Here is a 14,563-nt window from a genome sequence, read left to right on the forward strand (position 1 = left end):
AGGACACACCCATGACAAGCACAGCCACGCCCACAGCAAGTCTTAATAAATTTGAAAAATTCAAAGCAGAGAAAGATGGTCTGGCGGTAAAGGCAGAAATTGAACATTTTGCCCAGGTTGGCTGGGAGGCGATGGACGAAACAGACCGCGACCACCGACTCAAGTGGGTAGGGATTTTCTTCAGACCCGTTACGCCCGGAAAATTTATGATGCGGATGCGGATGCCCAGCGGTCTCCTCACCAGCGATCAAATGCGAATGCTCGCCGAGATTGTGCAGCGTTACGGCGAAGATGGCAGCGGCGACATCACCACCCGGCAAAATATCCAACTGCGGGGAGTCCGAATCGAGGATGTGCCAGAAATTTTCCGACGGTTAGAGCGAGTCGGGATGACCAGCATTCAGTCGGGGATGGATAACGTCCGCAACATCACGGGTTCGCCAGTTGCGGGGATTGATGCGGATGAATTGTTTGATACGCGAAGTCTGGTGCAGCAAGTCCAGGACATGATTACGAATCATGGGGAAGGCAACAAAGCTTTCAGCAATCTGCCCCGGAAATTCAATATTGCGATCGCGGGTTGCCGCGACAATTCGGTTCACGCTGAAATCAACGACCTCGCCTTCGTCCCCGCCTACAAAGATGGCGTCTTCGGGTTTAATGTTCTCGTCGGTGGTTTGTTCTCTGCCAAGCGTTGCGATGTTGCCATTCCCCTGAATGCTTGGGTGCATCCTGACGATGTTGTAGAGGTATGCCGAGCCGTTTTAGAAGTTTTTCGCGATCGCGGTCCCCGATCGAATCGGCACAAGGCACGGCTGATGTGGCTGATTGATGAATTGGGGTTAGGCCAATTCCGAGCCTTGGTAGAAGAATATCTAGAGAAGCCTCTCCAACCAGCCGCCGAAAAAGACGAAATTGACTGGGAAAAGCGCGACCACATCGGCGTGTACCCCCAAAAGCAACCCGGCTTAAACTACGTCGGCTTACACGTTCCCGTGGGGCGTCTCTATGCCCAGGATATGCTTGACCTGGCTCGGATGGCTGAAGTCTACGGCAACGGCGAAATGCGGTTCACCGTTGAGCAAAATGTCATCATCCCGAATATTCCCGACTCGCGCTTAGACGTCTGCTTAGCCGAACCGCTTCTAGAGCGATTCTCGATCAATCCCGATCCTTTAGCGCGATCGCTAGTCTCCTGCACCGGATCGCAGTTCTGCAACTTTGCCTTAATTGAAACTAAAAACCGTGCCCTGGCAACGATTGAAGAACTGGGAGCAGAATTATCTCTAACTAAACCCGTGCGGATTCACTGGACTGGTTGCCCCAACTCCTGCGGTCAGCCTCAAGTAGCCGACATCGGTTTGATGGGGACAAAAGTTCGCAAAAACGGCAAAACCTTAGAAGGTGTCGATCTTTACATGGGAGGCACAGTTGGTAAAGAAGCCCATTTGGGTACCTGCGTCCAGAAAAGCATTCCCTGCGAAGACCTCAAACCTGTATTGCGGAATTTATTGATCGAACAGTTTGGGGCGACTCCTCGCTTCTAGGAATTGCAAAGAAGCTTTTAGCGACTCCCTACCACTAATTCCCGACTACGTACCACCGAGTTACCACTTCCAAGAGAAATATGAGCAGAGTTTCTAGACGGCAATTTATCATTACAGCAGGCGCAGCCACAGCCGGAAGCTTGCTAGCTCATGGCTGTAGTTCCGGCCCGACCGATAGCGCCAAGTCCGCTTCAAAATCCTCCCCCGTTGCCACCAGCACGGCAGCCAACGCGCCGAAAGTAGAAACAACCACCGCCAAGCTAGGATTTATTGCTCTAACGGATTCCGCGCCCCTAGTTGTAGCCCAGGAAAAAGGGTTGTTTGCCAAATACGGCATGACAGAGGTTGAGGTTGTCAAGCAAGCTTCCTGGCCCGTCACCCGCGATAACTTGGAGCTAGGCACAGCCGGTAACGCCGGTGGCATTGATGGGGCGCATATTTTATCCCCCATGCCTTACTTTATGAGCTTGGGACAAACCAAGAACAAGCAGCCAGTGCCGATGTACATCCTGGCGCGGTTGAATACCAATGGTCAAGCAATTTCTGTTGCCAATACTTACAAAGAATCCAAAGTCGGCTTAGACAGCAAAGGACTTAAAGAAGCCTTTACCAAAGCTGGGGGCAAAAATGACTTCAAGGCAGCCATTACCTATCCTGGTGGCACCCACGACCTCTGGATGCGCTACTGGTTAGCCGCAGGCGGCATCGATCCAAACAAGGATATTTCTACAGTTCCCGTACCACCGCCTCAGATGGTGGCGAATATGAAAACGGGCAACATGGAAGCCTTCTGTGTAGGCGAACCGTGGAACGCCCAGCTGGTGAACCAAGGGCAGGGTTACACCGCCTTGGTAACGGGAGAACTGTGGAAAGACCATCCCGAAAAAGCTTTTGCGATGCGGGCTGATTGGGTAGATAAAAATCCAAATTCTGCCAAAGCGCTGCTAATGGCAATCCAAGAAGCCCAGCAGTGGTGCGACAAGGCAGAAAACAAAGAAGAGATGTGCCAAATTGTCTCCCAAGCAAAGTGGTTTAAGGTGCCAGCGAAAGATATTATTGAGCGTTCCAAGGGCAACATTGACTACGGCGATGGTCGTCCGGTGGTGCAAAATAGTCCGCTGTTGATGAAGTTCTGGTCAGATAACGCTTCTTATCCCTACAAGAGTCACGACACCTGGTTCCTAACTGAAAACATCCGTTGGGGGAATATTCCTGCTGACACCAACGTTAAAGAACTCGTTGACAAAGTGAACCGGGAAGACCTCTGGAAAGAGGCAGCCAAAGCACTAGGCGTTCCTGCTTCAGAAATTCCGACTAGCAGTTCTCGTGGTGTTGAAACATTCTTTGATGGCGTCAAATTTGACCCCGAAAAGCCAGAGGAATACTTGAAGAGTCTCAAGATTAAGAAGGCATAAATCGCGAATAGCGAATAGTTCCAGAGGAATCGGCTATTCGCTGTTTGCTAGCCAATGACGAATCAATATGATTAACAATTAGGAGCGAGAATGACTGCTAGAACTGAGAATCGCCTTTCAAGTAATAATTCCCAGAAGCTAATCGGAACCTTCTTTCAGAAGAAACTTAAACACATTGTGCCACCGCTGCTAGCACTTGCAGCTTTTATGATCCTTTGGCAAATCCTCTGCCCTCCGGGTTCTAAAGGTTTGCCAGGGCCAATCCAAGTACTAAGAGAAACTTGGAACCCCTATATTATCAATCCATTTTTTGATAATGGCGGTACGGATAAAGGCTTGGCGTTGCAAATTTTCGCCAGTTTACAACGGGTAGCGATTGGCTTCTCTCTGTCTACCTTAGTTGGGATTGGGTTGGGGATTTTGATTGGTACCAATCAGTTTACTTACCGCGCTTTAGACCCCCTCTTTCAGGTTCTGCGTACCATTCCCCCTCTGGCATGGCTACCGATTTCTCTGGCAGCATTTCAACAAAGCAATCCCTCAGCTATTTTTGTAATTTTTATCACGTCGATATGGCCCATTATTATTAACACCACCGTGGGAGTGCAGCAGATTCCTCAAGATTACCGAAACGTTGCTAGAGTATTGCGGCTTTCTAAGCAGAAGTATTTCTTTAAGATTCTCTTTCCCGCAGCGGTTCCTTATATCTTTACTGGACTGAGAATTGGCATTGGTTTATCTTGGTTAGCAATTGTTGCAGCTGAAATGTTGGTAGGCGGTGTGGGAATTGGTTTCTTCATCTGGGATGCTTACAACAACTCTTTACTAAGCCAAATTATTCTCGCGCTTGTCTATGTCGGCATTGTAGGTCTGCTGCTAGATAGGCTGGTCGGTTTCGTCGCCTCCAAAGTTGTACCAGAGGAACAGAAGTAAGGACTGAGGACTGAGTAGGAAGTATTAAGTAAACTCTTCGCCCTTAACTTCTCAACTCATCCTCAATCCTTATCCCTGACTCCTCTTTTAGTTCCTTCTCTCAGTCCTCAGCCCTCATACCTCAGTCCTCACTTCTCTCAGTCCTCATACCTCAGCCCTATTGCTATGTCTGTCTTTGTAGAAATTGACCATGTTGACCGGGTGTACTCGCTTGCCAATGGCGGTACTTATGTGGCACTCAAGAATATTGACCTGAAAATCAAACAAGGTGAATTTGTTTCTTTAATTGGACATTCTGGATGCGGCAAATCAACCCTGCTAAATATGGTGGCTGGTCTAGATAGACCGACGAGTGGGGGTGTGATTTTAGAAGGGCGACAGGTGACTTCGCCGGGACCAGACCGAATGGTCGTGTTCCAAAATTATTCGCTGCTTCCCTGGCTCACCGTGCGGGAAAACATCGCTCTGGGGGTAGATGAAGTATTACAGGACCGGCCCAGAGGTGAGCGCAAGGGGATTGTGGAGCATCACATCGATTTGGTGGGATTGCGGCACGCTGCGGATAAACGACCCGGTCAGCTATCGGGGGGAATGAGACAGCGGGTAGCGATCGCGCGTGCCCTCGCCCTTCGTCCCAAGTTGCTGCTACTCGATGAACCGTTCGGGGCGCTGGATGCTTTGACACGAGGCGGCTTGCAAGAAAAGTTGATGCAAATCTGCCAGGAAAGCAAAGTCACCGCGATCATGGTGACGCACGATGTGGACGAAGCGCTGCTACTGTCTGACCGAATTGTGATGCTGACCAACGGCCCAGATGCCCATATCGGACAGATTCTGGACGTTCCCATCCCTCGCCCACGCAAGCGCATGGAGGTCGTCAATCATCCCAGCTACTACGGCTTGCGGAATGAGATGATTTACTTCCTCAACCAGCAGAAAAAAGCCAAGCAGCGCAAAGCAACGCAACCGGCGGTGGTTGCCCGGAATGGGTTGGAGAAAGTCAATCTGGAAATTGGCTTTATTCCCCTAACTGACTGCGCCCCTTTAGTGGTGGCAAAAGAAAAAGGTTTCTTCGCCAAGCACGGGTTAGAAGATGTGACGCTGAATCGCGAACCCAGTTGGAAAGCGATCGCGCAAGGGGTGGCGACGGGACGCCTAGACGCTGCCCAGATGGTTGCCGGAATGCCGATGGCAATGACCTTGGGAGCCGATGGCCCGCCACTGCCCGTGTGTACGGCGATGACTTTATCGCGCAATGGCAATGCGATTACCTTCAGTAAGGATTTGTACGATCGCGGCGTTCGCACCTTGGCAGATTTCAAGGAAGCGATCGCGCAAACTCCCGACAAGATCCATACGCTCGGAGTGGTGCATCCTGCCTCTATGCACAACATGATGCTGCGCTACTGGCTGGCAAGTGGCGGCATCGATCCCGACCGAGATGTCAGTTTGACGGTGATTCCACCCGCCCAGATGGTCGCCAATCTGAAATCTGGAAGTATTGATGGCTACTGTGTCGGCGAACCTTGGAACTCTCGCGCCGTTCATGAAAAACTCGGTTTTGTCATCGCCACCGATATGGAGTTGTGGGCGGGACATCCGGAGAAGGTACTCGGATGCCAGGAAGAATGGGCAAATAAGTACCCGCAAACTCATATCGCATTGATAAAAGCGCTTTTGGAAGCTTGCGAATACTGCGATGACCGACGCAATCGGGAAGAAATTGTCAACTTACTGTGTCAGCCGCAATACATCGGCTCCGCCCCAGAATACACCCGTCCCGGCTTTATCGATCCCTACATTCGCGGGACGGGCGCAGCACCCGAACAGATGTTGCGTTATAACCAGTTCTTTGTCGATAAAGCGAACTTTCCAGAACCGGAGGAAGGACTGTGGGTGATGACTCAGCTAGCACGATGGGGAATTGTTCCGTTCCCCAAAAACTGGCTAGAAATTCAAGAACGAGTGCGGCGCATCGATGTATTTAGGGAAGCGGCGCGGGAACTCGGCTTAATGGATATCGGACGCGATCGCGCACCCATGCAAATGTTTGATGGCACCATTTTCAATCCCGACGATCCCATTAAGTACCTCAATAGCTTGGAAATTAAGCGTCCAATTCGTATCGAAGAGATTAACATCGACCCCTTAGTTGCGAGTCGTTAGTAATCAGTCATTAGCCATTCGCTAATGGAACTATGGCAAGAACAATTCGCGATTAGCTATTAACAACCTTCACCTCCCCATGCACACTTTGAACAACACTGGCGTCGTCACCCAACTAACCCAAGAAACCGTCAACCGCGACCCGTTTTTGGTCATTGAAGATGTTTCCAAGGTTTATCCCACTCCTACCGGGCCGTATACCGTTCTGGATGGGGTAAATCTCACCGTCTATGAAGGCGAATTTATCTGCCTGATTGGTCACTCTGGTTGCGGTAAATCCACCCTGTTAAACATGGTGTCAGGTTTCAACAAGCCAACTGACGGTGAAGTGCGCCTGGAAACCCTGAAAATCCGCGAACCTGGCCCAGACCGGATGATGGTGTTCCAGAACTATTGCCTGCTTCCCTGGCTGACTGCCTTCGAGAACGTTTACCTGGCAGTGGATTCTGTCTATCCCGGTAAACCCCGGTCGGAAAAAGTCACCATCGTTCGGGATCACCTCGCAATGGTGGGGCTGACTGAAGCAGCAGATAAAAAACCATCTCAGCTGTCTGGAGGGATGAAACAGCGAGTCGCGATCGCTCGTGCGCTCTCGATTCGCCCTAAAGTATTAATTCTGGATGAGCCATTCGGAGCCTTGGATGCCATCACCAAGGAAGAATTACAAGAGGAGTTGCTGACCATCTGGCGCGAACATCAAGTTACTGTCTTGATGATTACCCACGACATCGACGAAGCACTCTTCTTGGCAGATCGGCTGGTGATGATGACCAACGGGCCATCGGCAAACATTGGCGAAGTTTTGAAGATTCCTTTCCCCCGTCCCCGCAATCGTGCCCGGATTATGGAAGATCCGGAATATTACAACCTGCGAAACTACGCCCTCGACTTCCTGTTCAACCGATTTGCTCATGATGATGATTAGTCATCGCTTGTTAGGTATTATCCAATGGGTAATCCCCAACAAGCGATGAAAGTATGGCTAATCGCAATTAGCAATTAGCAATTAGCAACGGACGACTGACGAATGACAACTGACAGTACAAAAACCCTTTGCCCTTACTGCGGCGTCGGCTGTGGATTGGAGGTGACACCTCCAGCGCAAGCCGGTAAGCCAACGCATCGGGATGCTCAAGGGAATCCCATCTGGAAAGTGCAGGGCGATCGCGCGCACCCTTCTAGTCACGGGATGGTGTGTGTCAAAGGTGCTACCGTTGCCGAGTCCCTTTCCAAAGACCGCCTTCTCCATCCGATGATCCGCGACTCCCTGGATGAACCTTTCCGGCGCGCCACCTGGGAGGAAGCCTTGGATCTCGTCGCGAGCAAGATTCAAAATGTTCTGGCAACTCAAGGATCGGACGCCCTGTGTATGTACGGCTCCGGGCAACTGCAAACTGAAGATTACTACGTTGCTCAGAAACTACTCAAAGGGTGTCTGGGCACGAATAATTTTGATTCCAACTCGCGCTTGTGTATGTCCTCCGCCGTTGCGGGTTATATGCAAAGCTTTGGTTCGGATGGCCCCCCTTGCTGCTACGAAGATTTAGACTTAACCGACTGTGCTTTTATCATCGGCAGCAACACCGCCGACTGTCATCCCATCATTTTTAACCGCCTGCGGAAACACCACAAGAAAAATTCTCACGTCAAAATGATTGTGGTCGATCCGCGCCGGACGAACACGGCTGAGGCAGCAGATTTGCACTTAGCGATTCGCTCAGGCACCGATATGGATCTACTCAATGGCATCGCTCACCTGCTGATGCGTTGGGGCGCAATTGATACTTATTTCATAGAGGACTGCACGACGAATTTTCCAGCTTTTGCAGAAGTCATCCAGCACTATCCACCGGAAGTGGTCGCCGAACGATGCGGTATTTCCATCTCTGACCTGGAAACAGCAGCTCGATACTGGTCACAGTCGAAGCGCGTGCTGTCTCTGTGGTCGATGGGCGTGAATCAGTCTTCTGAAGGCACTGCCAAGGTGCGAACGATCGTGAATCTGCACCTGATGACGGCTCAGATTGGCAAACCCGGTGCAGGGCCGTTTTCGCTGACGGGTCAACCGAATGCGATGGGCGGTCGGGAAACCGGCGGTCTTTGCCACATTCTGCCCGGATATCGAGTGGTCAAAAATCCCCAACATCGAGCGGAACTTGAAGCGTTTTGGCAACTCCCCGCCGGACAAATTTCGCCCTATCCGGGTCGCACGGCGTGGGACATTATCACGGGTTTGGAAACCGGAGATGTGGGCGTTCTCTGGATTGCCGCTACGAACCCGGCTGTCAGTTTACCTGACTTGGAACGTGCGAAAGCCGCATTGCAGCGATCGCCTTTTACGGTCTATCAAGACGCCTACTACCCCACTGAAACCGCCGCCTTTGCTCACGTTTTGCTCCCGGCGGCGCAGTGGAGCGAGAAAACTGGCACGATGACTAACTCCGAGCGAGTGGTCACGCTGTGTCAGGCATTTCGCACTCCCCCAGGAGAAGCCAAACCCGATTGGCAAATATTTACAGAAGTCGCACGGCGCTTAGGTTTTGCTGAAAAATTTCCCTACGAGACGCCAGCGTCTATCTATGCCGAATATGTGAAGTTGACACGCGATCGCGTCTGTGATATGAGCGGCATTAGTCACGAACGACTGGCGCAAGAAGGTCCGCTTCAGTGGCCCTGTCCCGATCGTAGTTTTGATACCCCAAGTTTGAGTTCTCCGTTAAACTCTTCAACTCAAAACTCAAAATGTGCTACGCATCGCTACGCTAACAAAACTCAAAACTCAAAACGGCTTTACACGGATTTTCACTTTCCGACGCCGGATGGACGGGCGCGGTTTGGAGCCTATCATTCGCGGGGGCTGGCAGAACCGCCCGATCCCAATTATCCTTTTGTTCTGACGACGGGCAGACTTTACGGACACTGGCACACCCAAACCCGTACCGGACGAATTGATAAAATTCGGCAGATGCACCCGCAGCCATTCATTGAAATTCATCCCCGCGATGCGGCTTCTCTGAAGATTCAGGAAAATGATTGGGTGGAAGTGCGAACCCGTCGGGGCACGGCGCGATTCCCTGCCAGAGTCACCAAGGCGATCGCTCCCGGTGTTACCTTTGTCCCCATGCACTGGGGCGCTCTTTGGGCGGATGGTGCCGAAGCGAACGTCCTCACCCATGCCGAATCTTGTCCCGAATCACTGCAACCGGAACTGAAAGCTTGTGCGGTGCAACTGGTGCCCTTGACTGCTGAAAAAGTTGACTCTGAGTATCTACTCCAGCCTACTCAGTCCAAGGCTTTTTCCTCCGCTTTGTCTGTTTAAAATTGCCCCTAAGCTGAGGTAATTTATTCTCAATTCTGGCGTTTGAAATTCAATTTTTTTAGGCTAAAAAAGGGGGACGGCATTACCGTATCCCTTTTTTTATCAATCACGTCGGTCTGCTCTCCAGTGAGAAGATTGGGGCGAGGCGCGGTTGGATTTCTTCTCTTGTCAATAATTAGATCGCCTGGTGATACCAATTCTCTATGAAGTGACGCGGAAAAAAGCACAGATAGTGTCATCCCATATACCAATAGAAGCGATCGCAGACTCACTTTATTCACTTGCTACTGGAATATCTTCCAACGCAGCTCGCTCCCAATCTCCCAAATTCGCCCCTGCCTCATAAGTGCTTTGTAGGAATTGCAGCACGGCTGTATCTGGATCGTCTGCTTGTCGCACCGCCTCATAGGGCAGGACAAATTCTTGCAGCTCCGGGCTATAGAATGCAGACTGTGGTTGAATTGGATAATCCTTAAATCCTCTTGGTGTTGGGTAGGCGTAGGCATAAAATAAGGCTTCTGTTGAACCACCCCCAAACCAAAAACCACAACTGCTGACTTCATGGGAATAAGCCTCTCGCGTTACCCAATCTGCCATGTTGGGTACACCTCCTGGATGTTCGGGTGCCCTTCGTCCCGAAAAGCGAGTCACAGCCAGATCGAAACTGCCCCAGAAAAAATGGACAGGACTGCACTTTCCAATATAGTGGGAGCGAAACACCGTCATGATGCGATTGGCTTGTACCAGAATTTGCCAGAAGCGTTGAGCAGATTCCGGATTGTAAGCATGATGTTGATGGTCTTGCTCAAAGGGAATCGCATCGGCAATTTCTTGGGGCATTGTCCAGATTTGCACTTCGATACCGAGATCCTTCAGGGTGTTCATCACTTCCTGATAAAAATCAGCCACCGAGCGAGGAGCAAGTGCCAGACTTTTGGTTGTACCTTCGCTTGTCTCGATTTTGAGTTGGTGAGCGAGAAAATCAAAGGTGATTTGAAAGCTACGTGTTCCGTTAGGAATTGAACCACTGGTAAGTCCTGGGGTGGTGACATACAGCGTCGAGTGCCACCAATGGTTGATTTTCGGGGCTAATGCTAACCGGATTTTACCAATAATTTGTGTCCACAAATGCAGCGTTTGATAGGTATCTTGCCAAGCTGAGAGTGACAAAGGGAGCCAAACAGCGTTCGATGAGCGGTGAGCGGAAGTCGTCATCAGATGAATCTCCATGCTCAGGATTGGCGGTAGATACTATAAACAGTATCAGGCTTTGAAAAAGATTTGATTAGCCAATTATTTAGAGAGGAGATTATGCAAGGTTCGGTAATTTATCAAAATATCCGCCAAAAGTGACAGCAATGAGAAAGGGTAGCATTGATTATGCATCAGCTTACCCGTCGGTTTGGCGCGATCGCTCCCGAACTACAAACTAGAATTCAGCAATTATCCATTCCCCAGTAAGAAGATTTGGGCGAGGCGCTGTTGGATTTCTCCTCTGTAAATGATTTGAGCGCTTGGTTAGAAACTTAGGAGCAATAGACAATTGGATTTAAAAGAAAACTTGCGATCGCATCTCACCCAGATAGTACGCGATCGCGACCCTTATCTCGCCAGTTCGGGGCATTTCTACGTACAGCATTACATCCGCGAACAACTGCAACAATGGGGAACTGTAGAAACCCACGAGTTCAGCATTCGCGGTCAAAATCATCAGAATCTCATTCTGAATCTACCAGCGGCGACAAATAATCAGAAGCCACCGATTCTTATTGGCGCACATTATGACGCTGCACCTGGAACCCCAGGCGCAGATGATAATGCCACGGGTGTCGCCGCGCTATTGGAATTGGCGAGAATTTTCGCAGCAGAACCTGCAAAATACCCGGTGCGATTGGTTGCTTTTGATATGGAAGAATACGGGATGCTAGGGAGTCAGCAATATGCATCTGATTTAAAGCAACAAGGACAATCACTTCGTTTGATGCTTTCCTTAGAAATGCTGGGATATTGCAACTCCGCCCCTGGTTCGCAACGCTATCCGGCCGGATTAGAACGTTTTTACCCAAATCGGGGTGATTACATTGCTTTGATTGGCAATTTACCGAGCATTCCCGATCTAATTCACCTGAGTCGCAACATTCGTAAAGTTGGAGTTCCAAGCGAATGGTTGCCGGTGCCGAATAAAGGTTTAATCGTCAGCTCAACGCGACTGAGCGATCATTCGCCCTTCTGGGATTTAGGCTATAAAGCAATGATGGTGACAGATACAGCATTTATGCGAAATCCCCATTACCATCAACCGAGCGACACCATAGAAACCCTGGATTTAAACTTTCTGACCGGCGTCTGTCGCGGTTTGGCTTCCGGTATTAGCCGTCTGTGAAAGATGACTTGCATACCGCACAATTAATTAGATAAACTTCTAGTTAGATATGTATCTAATTAGAAGTAAAACGATGGAAAAAGCGGAATTTCAAACCCTGCTACGCTTCTTCAAGGTTCTCGCTGACGAAAGCCGATTGAAGATTTTGGGGATTCTGGCGAATCGGGAATGCAGCGTCGAAGAATTAGCCGCGATTGTGAAACTGAAGGAGCCGACTGTCTCCCATCATTTGGGTAAACTGAAAGAACTCAATTTGGTGAATATGCGCCCTGACGGCAATACTCATTTGTATCGACTCAATAGCGAGGCGCTGCAAAACTTTAGCAAAGAGATTTTCACTCCAGATAACATGGCTTCTCTCGTCGAAGATGTAGAAGGGGAAGCATGGGAGAGCAAGGTATTGAAGAACTTTTTTGAGGAGATTAGCGAAGCGGGATGCGATCGCGTCCTTCGCTTGAAAGAAATTCCTGCCAGTCGTAAAAAACGCCAAGTGATTCTCAAGTGGTTGGCAAACCAATTTGAAATCGGGATTAATTACCCAGAACTTCAGGTGAATGAAATCATCAAGCGCCACCATCCTGACTCCGCCACTCTGCGACGAGAGTTGATAGCTTCTAAACTGATGCAGCGGGAAAATGGTGTGTATTGGCGTTTAGAGACCAGTATTGAGTAAGTAGGGACACGACACTGCCGTGTCTCTACCTCTGAGGGTGAATAAGTTTAAACTAGCGCGTAAACCTTCGCTTCCCACGGGAAGATGCCTTCTCTGCCTACCCATTCAGCAGGAACCATACGATCTTGCGCGATCTCTTTCCACTGTTTACCTGCCGGAGTTGCAGGCCAATTAGGTATTTTATACTCAGAACCTGGAGGGGTCCCGTACTCAGAGAAATTCGCCACCACAATCACTAATCGATCGTCTTTGCCTCGCTGCCAGACGATAACTCGCTTACCTTCATTGAAGTCAGAATGGATAAAATGAGTGTCATTTACAGCTAAAGTATCAGAAGTAGTCCGAAACTTCACTAATCTACAAACATAATTAAAAATACGCTGTCGCCAATCATCTGTCAGACGGCTGTAGTTAACCGGATCAACCTGTTTTTTATGGTCATCTGAAGTTGGCAAGTCATTTTGATCGGCGAATTCATCTCCTGCCAAAATCATCGGAATCCCGACAGCAGTGAGCAAACAAACAAATGCTAGCTTGATGCGCTTTTCTGTATCAAAAACTTGATTATTATTTAGGTAGCTGTAGAAGCGTTCGTTGCCAAAGCCTCCTACATCATGGGAAGTCAGATAATTAACTGCTTGAGAACCATCTGCAAACCCTAAATTACGACAGTCAATGAGTTTGCGGACGCTCCATTCAAAGCTAGGCTCATCAGACGAATTTTGTCCTAGAATGACGCTACGGATAATATGCTTAAACTTTTCGTTCCACAACCCATCGAGACGATTCTGTGAAATTAAAGCGAGAGGTACGCTTAATTCTTCACCGACTACGAGAAATTTATCGCCGCTTCCTTCCCGTTCCTGCCAAAGCGATCGCGCATAATCTTTGAATTCCTGTAAAAAGTCATAATTGCCGATATTGTTGACGCTATCGAGGCGCAAACCATCTACCCGATAGTAATCCATCCAGTGGGCGATGTAGGCTTTCATATATTCGCGGGCAGGAACAAAACGCGATCGCGTACCTGCAAGCGGATGATACCCTTCTACCCAATAGTTGTACTTAAACAAATCACCGCCAAATCCGTCCCGATTTCCTTGTTCTGGATCGCCACTATTAAACTTGATATAAAATTCTACATAATTAACGTTGCGGTAAGGATTGTTGTAAGAAAAAGCCATTACCGCATCAACAAAAAAGCGCACGCCGTGTTGATGACAAACTTTGATGAGATTGATTAAATCAATGGAAGCCGTAGGTGCTTCTTGACCGTCCGGGCGACCTAAGTCATAATCGGCTGCAAAATAATTAGCCGTACCGTAGCCCCAATTATCTGTTTGATCGCTATCAGATGGCGGTAAAAGTTCCAAAGCATTGACACCTAATTCCACCAGATGAGCGCGGTTTTGTAAGGCGCGGACTGAGGAAAAAGTAGGTGCGATCGCTTCTTCCACCAATAGAGAAACTACGTCTCGAAAAGTCCCGTTTCCTTCTTGAATTCCCCCAGTTGAACGAATTCGAGTCCAGCGAGTGGGCAACTCGTAAATCACTAGCCGATTATTCGGTTGTAGGTTTTCTATCGTATCTCCTTCCCAGTCCGCTGTTTGCCCCTTCGGATCGCACGGAACCAGCATTTTATCTCGGTAGAGGATGACGCTAGCTGGATCTAGGTCGGACATTCCCTCTTCTGAAAGGATTTTCGGTGCAGAGAAACGCCGATCCACCGTGTAAGCGGTAGGATCGGTGCAGTAGAGAATTCGATGGGTGTTGGTGTAGGCGTCAGTGTCGCGGACTTTAAACCAGTAAAAATAAACCTCTCCGTCTGTTAAATTGCAGTTTTCTGCTGGTATTTCCCAAAGTTCTGGAAAATCTGTTGATTGGATTAAGTCGAATTCTTGAAAATTTTCAAATGAGCTTGGATTATCTCCAGCGAAGTTGCCGATGTAAAGCGTTGGAGGGGGTTGAATATCTCCTGGACGCCACAAAACGAAATGTGTCTGTTTGCGATGCAATAAATCAGGAAGCATTACAGAAACCCCTTGAATACGAAGGTTAGCTACGAGCTTTTACACACGAGAACAGACTGCTATTCCAGATAAAAGGTGAATCTCAAGACGGGAAGAA

General features: G+C 49.2%; 10 protein-coding genes and 1 pseudogene. 9 read left to right on the forward strand and 2 right to left on the reverse strand.

Going from position 1 to position 14,563, the window contains the following annotated elements; genetic code table 11:
* The first annotated feature begins 11 nt into the window (after nucleotides 1–11).
* From H6F52_RS15385 to H6F52_RS15410, 6 genes are all read left to right on the forward strand, one after another.
* Entirely contained in the window at nucleotides 12–1,547 is a 1,536-nt protein-coding gene (locus tag H6F52_RS15385) for a ferredoxin--nitrite reductase (protein WP_190535908.1), read from the forward strand.
* An 80-nt stretch (nucleotides 1,548–1,627) separates the two neighbouring features.
* On the forward strand, nucleotides 1,628–2,962 hold the full coding sequence (locus H6F52_RS15390; RefSeq protein ID WP_190535910.1) for a CmpA/NrtA family ABC transporter substrate-binding protein: 1,335 nt from the start codon (nucleotides 1,628–1,630) through the stop codon (nucleotides 2,960–2,962).
* 90 nt (nucleotides 2,963–3,052) lie between these two features.
* Complete coding sequence (ntrB, locus tag H6F52_RS15395) at nucleotides 3,053–3,895, forward strand: nitrate ABC transporter permease (RefSeq protein WP_190410259.1); 843 nt, start codon at nucleotides 3,053–3,055, stop codon at nucleotides 3,893–3,895.
* 165 nt (nucleotides 3,896–4,060) lie between these two features.
* Complete coding sequence (locus H6F52_RS15400; RefSeq protein WP_190410258.1) at nucleotides 4,061–6,061, forward strand: nitrate ABC transporter ATP-binding protein; 2,001 nt, start codon at nucleotides 4,061–4,063, stop codon at nucleotides 6,059–6,061.
* 79 nt (nucleotides 6,062–6,140) lie between these two features.
* Nucleotides 6,141–6,986, forward strand: coding sequence for a nitrate ABC transporter ATP-binding protein (locus tag H6F52_RS15405; protein ID WP_190410257.1), 846 nt, complete (start codon nucleotides 6,141–6,143; stop codon nucleotides 6,984–6,986).
* Nucleotides 6,987–7,088: 102 nt separating this feature from the next.
* Nucleotides 7,089–9,380, forward strand: a complete 2,292-nt coding sequence (locus tag H6F52_RS15410; protein ID WP_190535912.1) for a nitrate reductase — start codon at nucleotides 7,089–7,091, stop codon at nucleotides 9,378–9,380.
* Nucleotides 9,381–9,653: 273 nt separating this feature from the next.
* On the opposite strand, the gene H6F52_RS15415 is transcribed toward H6F52_RS15410, so the two are convergent.
* The gene (locus H6F52_RS15415) at nucleotides 9,654–10,595 is read right to left on the reverse strand and encodes a DUF5996 family protein (RefSeq protein WP_190535914.1); all 942 of its coding nucleotides are present in this window, start codon (nucleotides 10,593–10,595) and stop codon (nucleotides 9,654–9,656) included.
* A gap of 159 nt (nucleotides 10,596–10,754) precedes the next feature.
* Here H6F52_RS15415 and H6F52_RS26155 point away from each other — a divergent pair.
* The 3 genes and pseudogenes from H6F52_RS26155 to H6F52_RS15430 all read left to right on the forward strand — a co-directional run bounded on the left by H6F52_RS26155 (nucleotide 10,755) and on the right by H6F52_RS15430 (nucleotide 12,436).
* Nucleotides 10,755–10,910: pseudogene (locus H6F52_RS26155) on the forward strand (DUF4351 domain-containing protein).
* Nucleotides 10,911–10,923: 13 nt separating this feature from the next.
* Nucleotides 10,924–11,763 (forward strand): M28 family peptidase, encoded by an 840-nt coding sequence (locus tag H6F52_RS15425; protein ID WP_190535916.1) that lies wholly within the window; start codon nucleotides 10,924–10,926, stop codon nucleotides 11,761–11,763.
* 73 nt (nucleotides 11,764–11,836) lie between these two features.
* Nucleotides 11,837–12,436 (forward strand): metalloregulator ArsR/SmtB family transcription factor, encoded by a 600-nt coding sequence (locus H6F52_RS15430; protein WP_190535918.1) that lies wholly within the window; start codon nucleotides 11,837–11,839, stop codon nucleotides 12,434–12,436.
* Nucleotides 12,437–12,483: 47 nt separating this feature from the next.
* Here H6F52_RS15430 and H6F52_RS15435 read toward each other — a convergent pair whose 3' ends face one another.
* Nucleotides 12,484–14,466 carry an alpha-amylase family glycosyl hydrolase gene (locus H6F52_RS15435; protein ID WP_190535920.1) on the reverse strand — a complete coding sequence of 661 codons (1,983 nt, stop codon included), beginning with the start codon at nucleotides 14,464–14,466 and terminating at the stop codon, nucleotides 12,484–12,486.
* Between the last annotated feature and the right edge of the window lie 97 nt (nucleotides 14,467–14,563).

The sequence above is a fragment of the Coleofasciculus sp. FACHB-542 genome, from assembly GCF_014695825.1.
Classification (GTDB): Bacteria; Cyanobacteriota; Cyanobacteriia; order Cyanobacteriales; family FACHB-T130; genus FACHB-T130.

Coding starts and splice junctions, on each gene's coding strand:
- H6F52_RS15435 (WP_190535920.1), bottom strand. CDS start 14,466: ATGCTTCCTGATTTATTGCATCGCAAACAGACACATTTCGTTTTGTGG.
- H6F52_RS15415 (WP_190535914.1), bottom strand. CDS start 10,595: ATGACGACTTCCGCTCACCGCTCATCGAACGCTGTTTGGCTCCCTTTG.
- H6F52_RS15390 (WP_190535910.1), top strand. CDS start 1,628: ATGAGCAGAGTTTCTAGACGGCAATTTATCATTACAGCAGGCGCAGCC.
- ntrB (WP_190410259.1), top strand. CDS start 3,053: ATGACTGCTAGAACTGAGAATCGCCTTTCAAGTAATAATTCCCAGAAG.
- H6F52_RS15405 (WP_190410257.1), top strand. CDS start 6,141: ATGCACACTTTGAACAACACTGGCGTCGTCACCCAACTAACCCAAGAA.
- H6F52_RS15385 (WP_190535908.1), top strand. CDS start 12: ATGACAAGCACAGCCACGCCCACAGCAAGTCTTAATAAATTTGAAAAA.
- H6F52_RS15430 (WP_190535918.1), top strand. CDS start 11,837: ATGGAAAAAGCGGAATTTCAAACCCTGCTACGCTTCTTCAAGGTTCTC.
- H6F52_RS15410 (WP_190535912.1), top strand. CDS start 7,089: ATGACAACTGACAGTACAAAAACCCTTTGCCCTTACTGCGGCGTCGGC.
- H6F52_RS15400 (WP_190410258.1), top strand. CDS start 4,061: ATGTCTGTCTTTGTAGAAATTGACCATGTTGACCGGGTGTACTCGCTT.